The organism is Dankookia sp. GCM10030260 (assembly GCF_042666655.1).
Classification (GTDB): domain Bacteria; phylum Pseudomonadota; class Alphaproteobacteria; order Acetobacterales; family Acetobacteraceae; genus Paracraurococcus.
The window spans coordinates 1-15,450 of sequence record NZ_JBHTDE010000008.1; the positions used below are offsets into that span (position 1 = coordinate 1).

The 15,450-nt window shown below is 71.6% G+C and carries 13 protein-coding genes; 6 read left to right on the top strand and 7 right to left on the bottom strand.

What is annotated here, in order from left to right; genetic code table 11:
- Nucleotides 1-225 precede the first annotated feature (225 nt).
- Complete coding sequence (locus tag ACFQS7_RS21490; protein WP_380069187.1) at nt 226-522, top strand: hypothetical protein; 297 nt, start codon at nt 226-228, stop codon at nt 520-522.
- Nucleotides 523-552: 30 nt separating this feature from the next.
- Here ACFQS7_RS21490 and ACFQS7_RS21495 read toward each other — a convergent pair whose 3' ends face one another.
- The 7 genes from ACFQS7_RS21495 to ACFQS7_RS21525 form a co-directional block, all read right to left on the bottom strand.
- A complete protein-coding gene (locus ACFQS7_RS21495) occupies nt 553-1,566 on the bottom strand; it encodes an SIS domain-containing protein (protein ID WP_380069188.1) in 1,014 nt (337 codons plus the stop codon).
- Nucleotides 1,563-2,309: a 3-deoxy-manno-octulosonate cytidylyltransferase gene (locus tag ACFQS7_RS21500; protein WP_380069189.1), complete on the bottom strand. Its 747-nt coding sequence runs from the start codon at nt 2,307-2,309 to the stop codon at nt 1,563-1,565. Before ACFQS7_RS21500 ends, ACFQS7_RS21495 begins: the two co-directional genes overlap by 4 nt.
- A complete protein-coding gene (gene kdsA / locus ACFQS7_RS21505; protein WP_380069386.1) occupies nt 2,306-3,175 on the bottom strand; it encodes a 3-deoxy-8-phosphooctulonate synthase in 870 nt (289 codons plus the stop codon). Before kdsA ends, ACFQS7_RS21500 begins: the two co-directional genes overlap by 4 nt.
- A 255-nt stretch (nt 3,176-3,430) precedes the next feature.
- On the bottom strand, nt 3,431-4,534 hold the full coding sequence (locus ACFQS7_RS21510) for a hypothetical protein (RefSeq protein WP_380069190.1): 1,104 nt from the start codon (nt 4,532-4,534) through the stop codon (nt 3,431-3,433).
- The gene (locus tag ACFQS7_RS21515) at nt 4,531-5,913 is read right to left on the bottom strand and encodes a glycosyltransferase (protein ID WP_380069191.1); all 1,383 of its coding nucleotides are present in this window, start codon (nt 5,911-5,913) and stop codon (nt 4,531-4,533) included. Before ACFQS7_RS21515 ends, ACFQS7_RS21510 begins: the two co-directional genes overlap by 4 nt.
- A 29-nt stretch (nt 5,914-5,942) precedes the next feature.
- Nucleotides 5,943-8,462, bottom strand: a complete 2,520-nt coding sequence (locus tag ACFQS7_RS21520) for a glycosyltransferase family 2 protein (protein WP_380069192.1) — start codon at nt 8,460-8,462, stop codon at nt 5,943-5,945.
- A gap of 437 nt (nt 8,463-8,899) precedes the next feature.
- Nucleotides 8,900-10,219: an NAD(P)/FAD-dependent oxidoreductase gene (locus ACFQS7_RS21525; protein ID WP_380069193.1), complete on the bottom strand. Its 1,320-nt coding sequence runs from the start codon at nt 10,217-10,219 to the stop codon at nt 8,900-8,902.
- Between the two features lie 90 nt (nt 10,220-10,309).
- Here ACFQS7_RS21525 and ACFQS7_RS21530 point away from each other — a divergent pair, with 90 nt between their 5' ends.
- The 5 genes from ACFQS7_RS21530 (at nt 10,310) to ACFQS7_RS21550 (ending at nt 15,382) form a co-directional block, all read left to right on the top strand.
- Complete coding sequence (locus ACFQS7_RS21530; RefSeq protein WP_380069194.1) at nt 10,310-11,413, top strand: extracellular solute-binding protein; 1,104 nt, start codon at nt 10,310-10,312, stop codon at nt 11,411-11,413.
- 215 nt (nt 11,414-11,628) lie between these two features.
- Nucleotides 11,629-12,579 carry a 2-hydroxyacid dehydrogenase gene (locus ACFQS7_RS21535; RefSeq protein ID WP_380069195.1) on the top strand — a complete coding sequence of 317 codons (951 nt, stop codon included), beginning with the start codon at nt 11,629-11,631 and terminating at the stop codon, nt 12,577-12,579.
- A gap of 1 nt (nt 12,580) precedes the next feature.
- The gene (locus ACFQS7_RS21540; protein WP_380069196.1) at nt 12,581-13,351 is read left to right on the top strand and encodes a class II aldolase/adducin family protein; all 771 of its coding nucleotides are present in this window, start codon (nt 12,581-12,583) and stop codon (nt 13,349-13,351) included.
- Nucleotides 13,352-13,386: 35 nt separating this feature from the next.
- The gene (locus ACFQS7_RS21545) at nt 13,387-14,502 is read left to right on the top strand and encodes an ABC transporter ATP-binding protein (protein ID WP_380069197.1); all 1,116 of its coding nucleotides are present in this window, start codon (nt 13,387-13,389) and stop codon (nt 14,500-14,502) included.
- Nucleotides 14,492-15,382, top strand: a complete 891-nt coding sequence (locus ACFQS7_RS21550; RefSeq protein WP_380069198.1) for an ABC transporter permease — start codon at nt 14,492-14,494, stop codon at nt 15,380-15,382. The genes ACFQS7_RS21545 and ACFQS7_RS21550 overlap by 11 nt, the downstream gene beginning before the upstream one ends.
- Nucleotides 15,383-15,450: the final 68 nt, after the last annotated feature.

Genomic DNA, 15,450 nt, shown 5'->3' on the forward strand with positions numbered 1-15,450 from the left:
CTCCGGCGGCAGCAGCCGCGCGACGATGCGATCCCTGTATGCTTGTCCGTATCGAGCCATTCTCGACTACCCGCGCCCCCTCGTTCCGCGGTCCTAAACGCGCGGCAACTGTCCTGACACAGGGGGGCCGCGGCCGAGCGCTGCCGGCCGATCGGTGAGGGCTCGCTCTTCGCCAGCCTGGGCAGCCTAGGCTGGCAGCCTCAGCTAGGGGTCTTCGTGCTAGCGATGCGCTTCCAGCCCTGGGACCGGCCGCGCCGCGGGGAGCGCCCGGGCACCTATCTCGCCACTTCGAAGGATCTGCTCGCATGGTCGCAGCCGGTCCTGCTGATGGCGGACCTCGAGACCGGCAGCAGCGATCTCAGGCAACTCTATCCTTCGCTGCTGGACCCCGCGGCACCCGACCGGAATTTTCAGGTGCTTGGCCCGCACCCCTTGCTCTTCACCGTCGAAGTCGGGGCCGGTCGGCCGCCCCGGGAGCGGCGGCTGGTGGCGCGACAGGTGACGCTTGGGCTCCCGCGCTGACGCGCCAATCCATTGACCGCGCGACCCTCCTCAAGCCACCCCTGCCTGCAGCAACGCATGCACATGCAGCGCCCCCACCGGCCGCTCCCCCTCCAGCGCCACCAGCACCGAGATCTTCCGCTCGTTCATCTCCTGCAGCGCCGCGCTCGCCAGCATCTCCGGCACCGTGGTGTGCGGGTTCCGCGTCATCAGCTCGGCCGCTTTCCGCGCCATGATGTCCGGTGCCATGTGCCGCCTCAGGTCGCCGTCGGTGATGATCCCGGCCAGCGCGCCCGCCGCGTCCACCACGATGGCGCAACCCAGACTATGCCCGGTCATCGCCACGATGACCGCGCCCATGTCCATCTCCTCCCGCACCAGCGGCAGGTCGGGCGCCCGCTTCATCAGGTCGCCCACCGTCAGCAGTTGCGCGCCGAGCTTGCCGCCCGGATGGAACTGGTGGAAATGCGCCGGGGTGAAGCCGCGCTTCTCCAGCAGCGCCATGGCGATCGCATCGCCCAGCGCAAGCTGGATGGTGGTCGAGGTCGTCGGCGCCAGGCCGTGCGGGCAGGCCTCCTCCACCTTCGGCAGGATCAGCGGCACGTCGGCCGCCCGGCCCAGCGCGCTGTCGGCGCCCGAGGTGATGGCCACCAGCGGCACGCGATGCCGGCGCGAATAATGGATGATGTCGCGCAGCTCGGCGGTCTCGCCCGACCAGGACAGCGCCAGGATCACGTCGCCCGAGCTGACCATGCCGAGGTCGCCATGGCTGGCCTCGGCCGGATGCAGGAAGAAGCAGGGCGTGCCGGTCGAGGCGAGCGTCGCGGTGACCTTGGCGCCGACATGGCCGCTTTTCCCCATGCCGGTGACGACCAGCCGGCCGCGGGCGGCATGGATGGTCTCGACCGCGCGGACGAAATTCGTGCCCAGCGGCCCGTCCATGGCGGCCAGCAACTCGCCCAGCCCGGCGCGCTCGACCTCCAGCGTCCGCCGGCCAGCGGCGCGGATGGCGGCGGCATCGGCCGGGCCGCGACGCAGCGCCGCGGTGGCGATCGGGGCATTCATGCGGAAACCTCCCGGCCTGGTGCCAGCATCCGGCGTGCCTTCTCCAGATCCGCCGGGGTATCGACCCCGAGCGGCACCTCCTCGACCTCCATGGCGTCGATCCGCATCCCGGCCTCCAGCGCGCGCAGCTGCTCCAGCTTCTCCCGCAGCTCGAGCGGCGAGGGCGGCAGTGCCACGAAGCGCGCCAGCGCGGTCCGCCGCCAGGCATAGAGCCCGATATGGTGCCACAGCGGCCCCTCGCCCCAGGGCGCCGTGGCACGGGTGAAGTACAGCGCCCGGTGTCGCCCGCCGCCGAGCGCCGTGCCGACGAATTTGACGATCTGCGGGGCGGTGCGGTCGGCATCGTCGTGGATCTCGGCGATCAGCGTCGCCAGCGCCACCTCGGGCTCCGCCATCGGGCCGAGCGAAGCGCGGATGGCGGCGGGGGTGATCGTCGGCAGGTCGCCCTGGACATTGACCAGGATGTCGTGCCGCCCCTCGGGGTCGAGTCGCCCGAGCGCCTCGTGGATGCGGTCGGACCCGGAGGGGTGGTGCTCCGCCGTCATCACCGCGGTGCCGCCATGGTCACGGATGGCCTCCGCTATGGCCTGGGTGTCGGTGGCGACGGCGACGGCGCCGACATCGGCCTCCCGCGCCCGCTGCCAGACATGGACGATCATCGGCAGGCCGTGGATGTCGAGCAACGGCTTGCCGGGCAGCCGGGTGGAGGCCATCCGGGCCGGGATCAGGACCAGCGGGTTCATGCCGGCAGCACGACCCGCCGCGCCTTCGCCACAACGTCGAAGGCCATCAGGTCCTCGATCAGCGCCGGGAAGTCGCGCAGGGCAATCATGTTGGGGCCGTCCGACGGGGCGCGCTCGGGCGCCTCATGCGTCTCGATGAACAGCCCCGCCACGCCGACCGCGACCGCGGCGCGGGCCAGCACGGGGACGAACTCGCGCTGCCCGCCGGAGGCGCCGCCCAGGCCGCCAGGCTGCTGCACCGAATGGGTCGCGTCGAACACCACCGGCGCGCCCATCGCCGCCATCTGCGGCAGGCCGCGCATGTCGGTGACCAGGGTGTTGTAGCCGAAGCTCGTGCCGCGCTCGGTCACCAGGACGTTCGGGTTGCCCGAGCCGGTGACCTTGGCGATCACGTTCTTCATGTCCCAGGGCGCCAGGAACTGGCCCTTCTTGACGTTCACCACCCGGCCGGTCTCGGCGGCGGCGACCAGCAGGTCGGTCTGCCGGCAGAGGAAGGCGGGGATCTGCAGGATATCCACCACCTCGGCCGCCGGGGCGCAATGGCCGGGCTCGTGCACGTCGGTCAGCACGGGCAGGCCGAAGCGCTGCTTGATCTCGGCGAACACTGCCATGGCGCCCGCCATGCCGATGCCCCGCGCGCCGCCCAGGCTGGTGCGGTTGGCCTTGTCGTAGGAGGCTTTGAAGACCAAGCCGATGCCGAGCCGCCCGGCGATGCCCTGCAGGGCCTCCGCCATCTCGAGCGCATGCGCCCGGCTTTCCATCTGGCAGGGGCCGGCGACCAGGCTGATCGGCGCGTCGTTGGCGAAGCGGACATTGCCGGCGACGACGACCGGGGAGGGGGCCAAAGCGGGGGTGCTGTTCGACATCGCGTAACGGGGTCCGGTCCAGCGGGACCGCACCTCCGCCTTCCAAATGAGGGGCTGCATCGGGGCCTTGCCGGCCCAGTGTAGCAGCCCGGGGCGCTGACGGAACGTGGCGCGCGGGGGGCGCCGGCGAAAGCCCGGTCGCCGCCCGGTCGGCTAGGGCGGCTTGCGTGCGAGATCGACGACCGCACCGCCGCAACGCTTTGTTTCCAGGGCAGGTCCCTTGTCCGGGCGTACCTGCCCTCCCGCGATCCGCTCCTAGACCGCGAGCGTCGCGCCGGAGGCGTGCCGCAGCGTCACCTCGCCGCCCTCGCCGCGCAGGAAGCGCAGCGGCGTCTGCCGGTTGGGCGAGGCCAGCGCGACCAGGGCGGTCATGCCCTCCGGCACCCGCAGCCGGTAGACGGTGCCCGGCGCCACCACCGCCAGGTCGGCCGCGCCCAGCGTCACCGTCTCGATCGAGGCGGCGGCCGTGGTCGCCAGCGACAGCGTCGCGGCGCTGCCGGTCAGCCAGCGGGATTCACCGCCCGAGGTGAATTCCGGCAGCGCATGGCTGTCGCGGACGATGTCGAGCAGCAGCCGGCCCTCGCCGATCCCGACGATGACGGCGGCGCATTCGGTCGGGGAGGGCAGCGGCTCCGCCGTGCTCGGCTGGGCGAAGCCGGTGATGCCGCGGGCGAGCTCCACCCGGCAGACCAGGGGGTTGTCGTCGAAGGCGCCGCGCAGCAGGGCGAGCGCCGCGTCGCCGAACAGCAGGTCCGGCAATGCCGCCAGCAGGTCGGCGGAATCGAGGTCGCCGCGCGGCGCCAGCGGGCCGGCGGGCAGCCGTGCTGCTGCCTCGGTGGCCCGGGCCTCCAACCCCAGCGGGCCGAGGGCGCCGCGCAGCAGCACATGCCCGGCCTCGATGAAGCGGCCGAGCGGCCCGGCGGCCTCCTGCGCCACGGCGCCGATCGCCACCCGGCCTGCCAGCCGCCGCCTTGCATCGACCCGGTCGGTCCAGAGCCCGCCGAAGATGCTGCGGGTCCAGCCGACGCCGGGATGGCGCGAGCGCATGGCCCGGAAGGCGTCGACGAAGCCGGTCAGGTTGGTGCGGGGCAACTCGGCATCGCCGCGCGACGGCTTCACCGAGACGAAGGCGAGCTGCGACGGGTCGATCGCCGCCCCGAAGGCGATGTGGAAGCCGCAGCGCCCGTCGCCGAGACCGGCCGCGGCCAAGTCCGGCCGCTCGACATCGGCGATGGTCTCGCCGATCACCGCGCCGTTGATCATGGCCTGGACCAGGAGCGGTTCCCCCGCCCGGTCGTCATGCACCCAGCCGGAGGTGCCGAGCGGGGTGACTTCGTCGATCGAGCCACGAATCGTCATGCTGCAATATCCTTCGTGAGGGCGCGCGATACGCGCAACGTCTGATCGTAGAGATCTCGGACGGCAGCGCCGGTTTCGGCGATGGTTGGCGGCACCGCCATGGTCTGCTGCAGCGCCAGCAGGCGCTGCGGCTCGGTGGCGAGGCCGCGGAGCAGGCTGGCGAGCGCGAAGGCGCTGCCAGCCTGGAAGTGGAAGCCGTCCTGGCCATCCCGCACCTTCTCGGCCATCCCGCCGATGTCGGAGCAGATGACGGGGCGGCGGTTGAGCAGCGCCTCCTGGATCACCAGGGGCGAGTTCTCCCACCAGATGGAGGGGACGAGGACGGCATGGACCGAGCGCATCAGCGCATCGACCCGGCGGTTCTCGTAGGGTCCACGGAAGCAGAAATTCGGCGGCGCCTTGGCCAGCCGCGCCTCGAATTCCTTGCGGAAGGGCTCGGGCTGGCCGGAATGGTCGCCGTGCACGTCGATGCGGATATCGGTGATGCCCTGCTCGTGGAGCAGCTCGGCCGCGTCGAGCACGACGTTGATGCCCTTGAGGCCGGAGATCTGCCCGAAGAAGCCGACCGACAGGCCGTTGGCCATGCTGGGATAGGGGTTCGGCGCCGCCGGGCCGGTGCGGATCGGCATGCCGTTCTCGATCATCGTCAGCCGCTCGGCGGGCAGGCCCCAGGCGACGTAGCGGTCGATCAGGAACTGGCTGGGCGAGACGAAGTGGTCCACCAAGCGGAAGAACCGCTTCATGAACAGCTCGCGCAGGAAGAAGTCGGGCTCGGGCTTCTCGGGGAAGCACTTATGGCAGGCGCGCGGGCTGGCGCCGTCGCACAGCGCGAAATTCGGCCGCTTCACCATCTGGCCGAAGTGGTTGCAGATCGCCAGGTACTCATGCAGCGTCAGGATGATCCGCGCCTCCGGCAAGGCGCGACGGATCTGCAGCAGCACCTCGATCCCGAAATTCGTATAGTGGTGCAGGTGCACGACGTCGGGCCTGAGGTCGGCCAGCAGCGTCATGAATTCGGGCGGGAATTCCGGGTCGCCGTTCGAATGGATGAAGTGGTCGAAGCCGTGCCCGACATAGGCATAGTCGTCCGGCCCGAAGGGCTGGATCAGCCGCACGCCGAGCCGCTCGGCGATCTTGCCCGGCGCCGCGGCGAGGAACCAGGTCGTCACCCCCGGCTGCGCCTTCAGGTATTCGTACAGCTGGAAGGCGGCGATCTCCGCCCCGCCGCGGGAGACGCGCGGGTCCATGTGCGACATCACCAGCACGCGCAGCGGCGCGCGGTCCGGCGCCGGCAACATGCGGATCTCCGCCGGCGGTGGCGGCGGCGGTGCTTTCGCGGCGCGGCGCTTGCCACGGCCTTGCAGGGCTGCGCGGATCATCGCGGCGCCTCCTTCGAAATGCGTTCGGGTCATGACAGGCGCAGCACCGCATCGGCGCCGGGCGCGGCGTCGGGGAACAGGTGTCCCCAGCGCCGGGCGAAGCTCCAGCCGTTCACCAGGGTCAGGTTGTGCCGCCAGGAATTGCCCGAGCTGCCCTGCGACTGGCGTTCCAGGTGCCAGAGCACCGCATCCTCGTGCACCGCGCAGCCGAGGCCGCGGGCGCGGATGCGGAAGCAGAGATCGGCATCCTCGAAGTCGCCGACGACATAGTCCTCATCGAAGCCGCCGAGCTCGTTCGCCAGGTCGCGCCGCAGCACCATGCAGGCGCCGGTCACCGCCTCCGCCGGCTGCAGCCCGCGTGAGGGCGAACGGATGCGGCCCTTGCCGGGATGCATCGCATAGGGGAAGCCGCCCAGCTGCGGCAGCCGCTTGAAGGTCATGCCGGCATGCTGGATCGTGCCGTCCTCGAAGGTCAGCAGCGCGCCGGCGATGCCGAGACCCGGGTCGGCGTCCAGCGCGCCGGTCAGCAGGTCGAGCCAGCGTGGCTCATGCGGCATGACATCGGAGTTCAGGTAGCAGACATACTCGCCACGGCTGTGCGCCAGGCCGGCGTTGTTGGCCGGGGCGTAGCCGAGGTTCTGCGGCAGCAGCACCAGCCGCATGGGGATGCCGAAGCGGCGGTACGCCGACTGGGCGAGATCCATCAGCGCCTGCCGCCGCGGCGGGTCGTCCAGCACGTAGACCAGCTCGTCCGCCGGCAGGCCGTGCTCGGAGAACAGCGCGCACTGGTACATCAGGTAGTCGATGCGGCCATAGAGCGGGACGATGATCGAGCAGCGCGGCGCCTCCGGTAGCGTGCCGACCTCGACAATGGTCGGCGCGCCGGCGGCGGCCAGGCGCTGGCGGTTCAGCGCGACGACCGGCGGGCCGAGCACGCGGTCGCAGCGGTCCACCACCTCGTCCGGCGCCAGCTGCACCGCCCCGAGCAGGCGGCGGATCGCCGCGACCCCGGCGCCGCCGGGCGCGGGGAGCGGCTTGAAGCCTATGCCGCCCTCCGCCAGTTCGATCTCCAGATGCATGTCGGCGGGATCGAGCTCGGGCGCCTCGACATAGGCGAGAAAGCCGTGCCGCGCATGGTCCAGGCTGTAGCGGTCGGCGAAGGCGTCGCGGATATCGGCGCGTTCGGTGGCGATCCAGCGTTCGCCAAGGGGGGCGGATAGCCTTCCCTTCGAGCGCAGCCGGATGGCGGCCACCGCACGGTTGGGGTCGAGCCACCAGCCCATCAGCACCGCGCCGGCCCCAGGTGCCACCAGCACGTTGTCAACCTCCAGGTGCAGCGGCACCGGCAGCCTGGCCAGCGTGTCCTCGCCCTCGTAGGCCGGCCGGGCGAGGACCTTCAGCAGCGCGGTCTTCGGCTTGCGGGTGGCGGCACCGAGCAGCATCCGCACCAGGGCGACCAGCTCGGCCTCGGGCAGCCGGGCAACGCCCATCGAGGGGCTGAGCTCGCGCTCCCCGTCCAGCGTCACCCGCAGCCCCTGCAGCAGGCCCGGATCGGTCTGCTCGCTCGGCAGGAAGGCGATGTAGCCGAGGCCGAGGCCGCTGACGTCCTGCCGCGGATAGGCGCTGATCGCCGCCTCCGTCTCGACCGTGCCGTCCTCGAAGCGGGCCGTGGCCTGGCAGGTCTCGACGCCCTGCAGCGCCTCGCCGCGCAGCCAGCCGCCGAAGAACCAGCCGCCTTGCGCCTTGCTGTAGCCATGCCAGTCGATATACCCGGCCTGCTCGGCAACGGGCGCCGCGGCCGCCACGGGCGGCGCGGCGCGGTTGCCACGCTGCAGCAGCCGGGTGCGCCGGGCGCTGCTGCCCTGCAGCGCGCCGATCCGTTCGCCGCCGGCCAGCAGGACATAGGCGTGGTCGCCCTGCAGCAGGTCGCGGTCCAGCCCGGCCGCGGCCATGAGCCGGGCGATCTCCTGCAAGCCGTAGTCGAAGCCGAGCGGCCGGTCCGGGCGCGAGGCGCCGAAGGGCAGGTCGTGCCGCCCGGCATTGAGCCGCAGCGGGATGCGGGTCTCGCCATCCACCGCCAGTTCCAGCGTCGCCGCATCGTCCGGGCCATGCCACTGCGCCGGATCGAAAGCCCAGCCGGCCAGGCGGTCCGGCGCCACATGGTCGAGGTGGCCGCGCGGCCGGAAGGACCGCGGCGCGAGGCCGGACAGCGGTTGCACCAGCAGGTCCCGCACCCCGGCGCGCAGGCTGATCGTCAACTCCTCGACCGGCCCGGCGGGACGCGGGATGTCGACCAGGAAGCCGCAGGCCTCGGTGGCGATGCCGCGTTCCGCCAGGTCACGCCGGCGGAGGAAGTGGCCGACCGGATGCGCGACGCCATCGGGCAGCGCAAGGGAGATGGCGGCGCTCGGTGCCAGGCCTTCCGGCCCGGTCACCCAGCCGCTGACCAGCAGGAAGCGGGCACCGAATTCCACCACCTCGATCCGGCCACGATGGCCGGCGGTGGGTCGCGGCGGGGCGACGTGGGCCGCCGACTCCGCGGCGCTCACCGGGCGGCCCTTTCGGTCGCGCAGGGTTCGATCGGGTCGTCGATGGTGCGAAGCAACGCCACGTGGATGGGGACTCCGTCGTCTTCGGCATTCCGCACGGCGGCGGCCGCGATCCTGCGGCCGTGGCAGTGCGGCAGGGCAATCCCCTGACGGTCCTGTGGATTCCGCAATCGGTCAGGCGATCAATGGGTCCGGTTGGCGAAGCTCGCTGTCCGGTGAAGCCACATTGCAGTGCAGCGGTGAATGGAATGTAAATCTGGAAGCCATGCCTGCGGGATCGCGGCGCCGGCCTTACCGGGGCAGGGGAGGCATGCCATGAGGCGCGGCGCACGCCACGTCATCCGGGCGGTGACCAGGCCGCCGAAGGTTCGACCGCGGCGGTGTTGCGGCATGGCCGGCGGATAGCGGCGCCGCCCGAGCGATCCGTCGGGTGGCCGCTAGGCCGCCATGCGGTCGATGCGGTCGCGCAGCTTGTACCACTCGCCGATGAAGGGCAGCACCCAATTGGGGTTGCCGAAATAGAAAGGGCGGGTGGGGAAGGGCAGGCCATCCAGCGCGAAGCGCTGGTTGGCCGCGCCGGCCAGCTTCAGCGCGACGTTGTGCCCCAGCCAGGTCGCCATCGCCACGCCGCTGCCCTGGCAGCCGGCGGCATAGTGGATGCCGCGCTCCACCCCGATATGCGGCAGGTGGTCGAAGGTGAAGGCGACGTGCCCGGTCCAGGCATGGGTGAGCTTGGTCGCCTTCAGCTCGGGGAAGCAGGCGGTCATGTAGGCATGCAGCGCCGGCGCGGTCTGCTCGGCCGTCGCCGCGCGGAAGCTGGCGCGGCCGCCCCAGAGCACCCGCTTGCCGTCCGGGCTGGGACGGAAATAGTTCAGCACCCGCTTGCTGTCGGAGACCATGCGGCGGCCGGGGAAGAGCCGGTCGATTACCGTCTCGCCCAGTTCCTCGGTGGCGATGATGTAGCTGTTCAAGGGCACCAGCCGGCGGGCCAGCCAGGGCAGGGCGGTGCCCCGCTTGTCCAGCGAATAGCCGTTGGTGGTGACCAGCACCGCATCGGCCAGGATCTCGCCGCGGTCGGTCCGGATGCGGAAGCCGCCGGGCCCTTCCTGGATGCCCTGCACCCGCACGCCGTCCACCAGCCGGGCGCCGGCACGTTCCGCCGCCGCGGCCAGGCCGCGGGCATACTTGCCGGGATGCAGGCTGCCGGTCGCTGCCACCAGCATGCCGCCATGGTAGTGGTCGCTGCCCAGCGCCTCGTGCTGGCGTTCGCGCGGCAGCATGCTGGTGGGCAGGCCGGTGATCTCGGCCAAGCTGTCGGCGCGCCGCGCCATCGCCTCGTAATGGCCGCGCGACCAGGCGGCGGAGAAGCGCCCGCAGCGGACATAGTCGGCCTCGATGCCCTCCCGCGCGATCGTCTCCTCGATGAAGGGCAGGCTGGCCGCGGCGGTGGCGGTGATGGCCCTGGCCTGTTCCGCGCCGAAGGCCTTTTCCAGCCCGGCACCCGCCACCTTCAGCCCGCCCGAGACCATCCCGCCATTGCGCGAGGAGGCGCCCCAGCCGATGCGTTCCGCATCCAGCACCACCGCCTGCTGGCCCAGCCGCTGCAGGGTCAGCGCGGACGACAGCCCGGCATAGCCGCCGCCCACCACCACCACCGGGGCGCGGTCGGGCAAAGTGGCGTCGCGCTGCGGCGGCTCGGCGGCCTCCCACCACCAGGGACGGTCCTTGAACCCGGGGGCGAGCAGCGGATGCGTCATGCGGGGGGATTTCCCATCGGGCCGGGGATGCGCTTTGATGCGGGCAGGGAGAGGTTCACGCCGGCGGCCGACAACCGCAAGAGGGGACCCATGCAGACATTCCACCAGGATTGCGTCGCGCTCGCGCTGCAACAGCATGCCCGTGGCCGGATCTCCCGCCGCGGGCTGCTGCAGGCCTTCGCCGCGCTCGGGGCGATGGGCGGCGCCGCGGACGCGCTGGCCCAGGCCGAGAAGCAATTGGTCATGGTCAATTGGGGCGGGCTCGCCAACCAGGGCTTCGGCAATTTCTACGGCGCGCCCTTCGCCGCCGAGACGCCGGGGGTGAAGGTGCTGCAGGACAGCACCGGGCCGTCGACCGGCCGGATCCGCAGCATGGTGGAAAGCGGCCGGGTCACCTGGGACCTCTGCGACAGTTCCGCCAGCGGCGCCAACCTGCTCGGCAAGCTCGGCCTGGCGACCAAGGTGGACTACTCGATCGTCGACCGGAGCAACGTGATCGGGCCGGGCTTCGCGCTCGATTACGGCGCGGCGCCCTATTCCTTCAGCTCGGTGCTGGTCTACGACAGCGCGAAATTCCCGACGCCGCCGACCTCCTGGGCGGATTTCTGGGACACCAGGCGGTTCCCCGGCACGCGGCTGCTGCGGCGCGACGCCACCTGCGTGCTGGAAGCGGCGATGATGTCGATGGGCACGGCGCCGGGCGCGCTCTATCCCATCGACATGCGGGCCGGCATCAGGCGGGTGCTGGACCTGCGCCGGAACCTGGTCTTCTGGACCAATGGCTCGGAGAGCGAGCAGCTGATGCGCACGGGGGAGGCGGTGATGGGCCAGATCTGGCACACCCGCGCCTCGGTGCTGGAGAAGGAGAGCAACGGCCGCCTGAAGTTCATCTGGAACCAGGGCGTGCTGCAGCCGGGCATCTTCGTCATGCCGAAGGGCAATCCGGGGGGCGAGCTGGCGCAGCGCCTGCTGGCCAGTATGCTGGCCAAGCCGGAGCCGCGGGTCGGGCTGCTGGGCCTGCTCGGCAACGGCCCGACCAACCCCCGCGCGGCGGCCATCGTGCCGGCCGAGCTGAAGCGCTTCAATCCGACCGACCCCGAGAACGAGAAGCGCCAGGTGGTGATCGACGGCGCCTGGTGGGGCGAGAACTACCAAGCGGTGAACCAGGAATTCCTGGACGCGGTCACCGGTTGAACGACGTGCAAGAGCAGGATCGCGGCGGAAAGAGTGCTGCCTCCCGTTGGACGCATGTGTCCAACCGTTCCATTCCTTTCTGTGTGTCGGAGCTGGCCGCGCGGCCGGTGCCAGACTCGAAGACATAGAGGAGGGTCCAGGGAGGATACCTCCGCCCTGGCCTTGCTGCCTCTCCATTGGCCCACTTCCTGCTTGGTGGGCGGCATGAGGTGCCGATGAGCAATCGCCGCGTGATGGTCGTGAAGTCGGGCGGGGCGCAGGCCTTGGTCGAGTGGCGGGAGTGCTTCGCCACCCTCGATCCCGGCCTGGAATTGGTGGACTGGGACACCGCGCTGCGCCGGCGCGACGCGGTCGACTACGCCCTGGTCTGGGACCCGGAGCCGGGCGGGCTCGCCGCCATGCCGCGGCTGCGGGCGATCTTCGGCTCGGGCGCCGGGGTGGACGGCATATTGCTGGACACGCAACTGCCGCCCGGCGTGCCGATCGTGCGCATGGCGATCCCCGAGGCGACGCAGCGGATGGGCGAGTTCTGCTGCTGGGCGGCGCTGTCCCTGCTGAAGGATGCGCGGCGGATGGCGATCGCCCAGGCGGCGGGCGAGTGGGATTATTTCGAGGCGCCGTACCGCGCCGACATGCGCACCGTCGGCATCATGGGGCTCGGCGCCATGGGTGCGCGCTGTGCCGCGATGCTGCAGGGGCTCGGCTTCCCGGTGATCGGCTGGTCGCGCACCCCGAAGGACGTGCCGGGCGTGGCAAGCTACGCCGGCGCCGCTGCGCTGCCCGGTTTCCTGGCGCGGACCGACATCCTCGTCTCCCTGCTGCCGGCGACGCCGGAGACGCGCGACATCGTCCGCGCCGAGACCCTGGCGATGCTGCCGCCGGGCGCCGGCTATGTCGGCATCGGGCGGGGGATGCAGCACCGGCTGGACGACATCCTGGCGGCGCTCGACAGCGGGCGGCTGGGCGGCGCGGTGCTGGATGTCTTCGAGCCGGAACCGCTGCCGGCCGGCCACCCGCTCTGGTCGCATCCGAAGGCGATCGTCACGCCGCATGTCGCCAGCCTGCCGACCCGCATGGAGCGCGCCGGCTTCGTCGCCCGCAGCATCGCCGGCTTCGAGCGCGGCGAGCCGCTGCCCAACCTCTTCGACCCCGCGCGAGGCTACTGACATGACGCTGCCGCCGCCCCCCGTCCGCCCCGATCCCGACCATGTGCCGACGGAGCGGGAGCTGCGCGAGGACCTCGCCGCCGCCTATCGCCTCGTCGCCCTTTACGGCATGACCGACCTGGTCTTCACCCATCTCTCCGTCCGGCTGCCGGGAGAGGGGCACCGCTTCCTGGTCAATCCTTACGGCATGCTGTTCGAGGAGATCACCGCCAGCAGCCTGGTCGAGGTGGATGCCGAGGGCGCGCCGGCCCAGCCCACCGCCTGGCCGGTCAACCCGGCCGGCTTCGTCATCCATTCGGCGGTGCATCGCGGCCGCGCCGATGCGGCCTGCGTCATGCACACCCACACCATCGCCGGCATGGCGGTGGCGGCGCAGCTCGGCGGGCTGCTGCCGCTGAACCAGATCTCGATGGAATTCGACGGCCGCGTCGCCACCCACGACTACGAGGGCGTCGCGGCGGACGACAACATGTCGGAGCGCGAGCGCTTCGTCGCCGACCTGGGCGACAAGCCCTGCATGATCCTGCGCCACCACGGGCTGCTGACGGTCGGCCGGACGGTGGCGGAGGCCTTCTACTGGATGTGGTACCTGGAGCAGTCCTGCCGCATCCAGCTAGCGGCGCAGTCCGGCGGCGTGCCGCTGGCCATCCCGTCGCGCGGCACCGTCGAACGGACGCGCGCCCAGTTCAGCCTCGGCCCGACCAAGGGCTGGCTGCCCTGGCAGGCCCTGCGGCGGAAGCTGGACCGCGAGCAGCCGGGCTACCGGGATTGAGCGCGCCCGATCGCGGAGGGGCGCCGCCCCGGAGCGTGGATCGGCCGCGCCAGGATCCGGCCGCGGCCCATGCGCTGGAGTTGCGCGGCCTGTCGAAGCGCTACGGCAGCTTCACCGCGGTCGATGCCGTCTCTCTGCGGGTCGATCGCGGGCAGTTCCTGACGCTGCTGGGTCCCTCCGGCAGCGGCAAGACCACCATCCTGATGGCGATCGCCGGCTTCGTCGCGCCCAGCGCCGGCGCGGTGCTGTTGGACGGCGCCGACATCACCGGGCTGCCGCCGGAACGGCGCGACTTCGGCATGGTCTTCCAGGGCTATGCGCTGTTCCCGCACATGACGGTGGCGGAGAACGTCGCCTTCCCGCTGCGGGTCCGCGGCCTGTCCCGCGCCGACCGCGACGCGAAGGTGCGCGCCACGCTCGACCTGGTGCAGCTCGCCACCTTCGCCGAGCGCCGGCCTGCGCAGCTTTCGGGCGGGCAGCAGCAGCGCGTGGCGCTGGCCCGCGCGCTGGTCTTCGACCCGGCCCTGCTGCTGCTGGACGAGCCGCTCTCGGCGCTCGACAAGAAGCTGCGGGCCGAATTGCAGGACGAGCTGAAGGCGCTGCACCGCCGCATCGGCCGCACCTTCGTCAACGTCACGCATGACCAGGAGGAGGCGCTGTCGCTCTCCGACCAGGTCGCCATCCTGAACCACGGCCGCCTGGTGCAGATGGGCGCGCCAGAATCGCTCTACGAGCGCCCGCGCACCCGCTTCGTCGCCGACTTCCTCGGCAAGTCGAATTTCCTGCGCGGCACGGTGCGCGAGGTGCGGGCCGAGGGCATGGCGCTGCAGGCCGGCGCGACGCGGCTGGTGCAGGCGGGCGCGGCGCACCCGGCGACGGGCACGCCGGCGCTGCTGTCCCTGCGGCCGGAGAAGATCGGCCTGCTGGCCGAGGCGGAGACCGCCGAGAACGAGGTCGCCGGCACCATCGCCGCCTGGGCCTATCTTGGCGCCGGCTACAGCCTTGCGGTGCGCACCGCCGATCTCGGCGAGATCCGCGTCGCCCTGCCGGCGTGGCGGGCGCCGATCGCGCCGCGCGAGGGTCTGGCCGTGCGGCTCGGCTGGGCGGCGGATGCCGCCGTGCCGGTGCTGGAGGATGCCGATGCCGCCTGACGCGGCGGCATTGCCCGCCGCGGCCGTGCCGCGCACCAACTGGGCCATGCCGCGCGATGCCGGCTGGTGGGCGCTGCTGCTGCCGGCCTTCCTGCTGATGTCGGTGATCTACATCGCGCCGATCCTGCAGGTGCTGGCGATCTCGGTCACCGAGCCCACGCCGGGCTTCGGCAATTACGAGCGGCTTTTCACCAGCATCGGCGTACAGCGGGTAATCGGCACCACGCTGCGGATCTGCGCCGTCACCACCGTCATCGCCCTGCTGCTGGGCTATGCCCTGGCCTATGTCATCGCGCTGGCCTCACCCCAGGCGCAGCGCTGGTGGCTGATGGGCGTGCTGCTGCCGCTGTGGATTTCGGTGCTGGTGCGGGCCTTCGCCTGGGTGACGCTGCTGCGCCGGCAGGGGCTGGTGAACCAGGGGCTGCAGGGGCTCGGCGTCATCGACGAACCCCTCGCGCTCGTCTGGAACGAATTCGGCATCGTCGTCGGCATGGTGCACTACATGGTGCCCTATGCCGTGCTGCCGATGCTGGCGGCGATGCGGGAGATCGACCCGCGCCTGCTGGCCGCGGCGCGCGGGTTGGGTGCGTCCCGCCTCACCGCCTTCCACCGCGTCTTCCTGCCGCTCTCGGCGCCGGGGCTGATCGCCGCCGGCGTGCTGGTCTTCATCTTCTCGCTCGGCTTCTACATCACCCCGGCGATCCTCGGCGGCGGCAAGACGCTGATGGCCGCCGAATGGATCAAGCTGCAGATCCTCGACCTGGTGCGCTGGGGCATGGGGGCGATGCTGGCGACGGTGGTGGTGGTGGCGATCCTGACGACCCTCGCGGTGTTCTCCCGCGTGGTGAACCTGCGGCGGTTGTTCGGGGGAGGGCACTGATGCGATCCGCTGGTCGGGGCGCCGCGAGGCGCAAAGAGTCGGATCGGTCGGCGCCATGATGGGCGGCT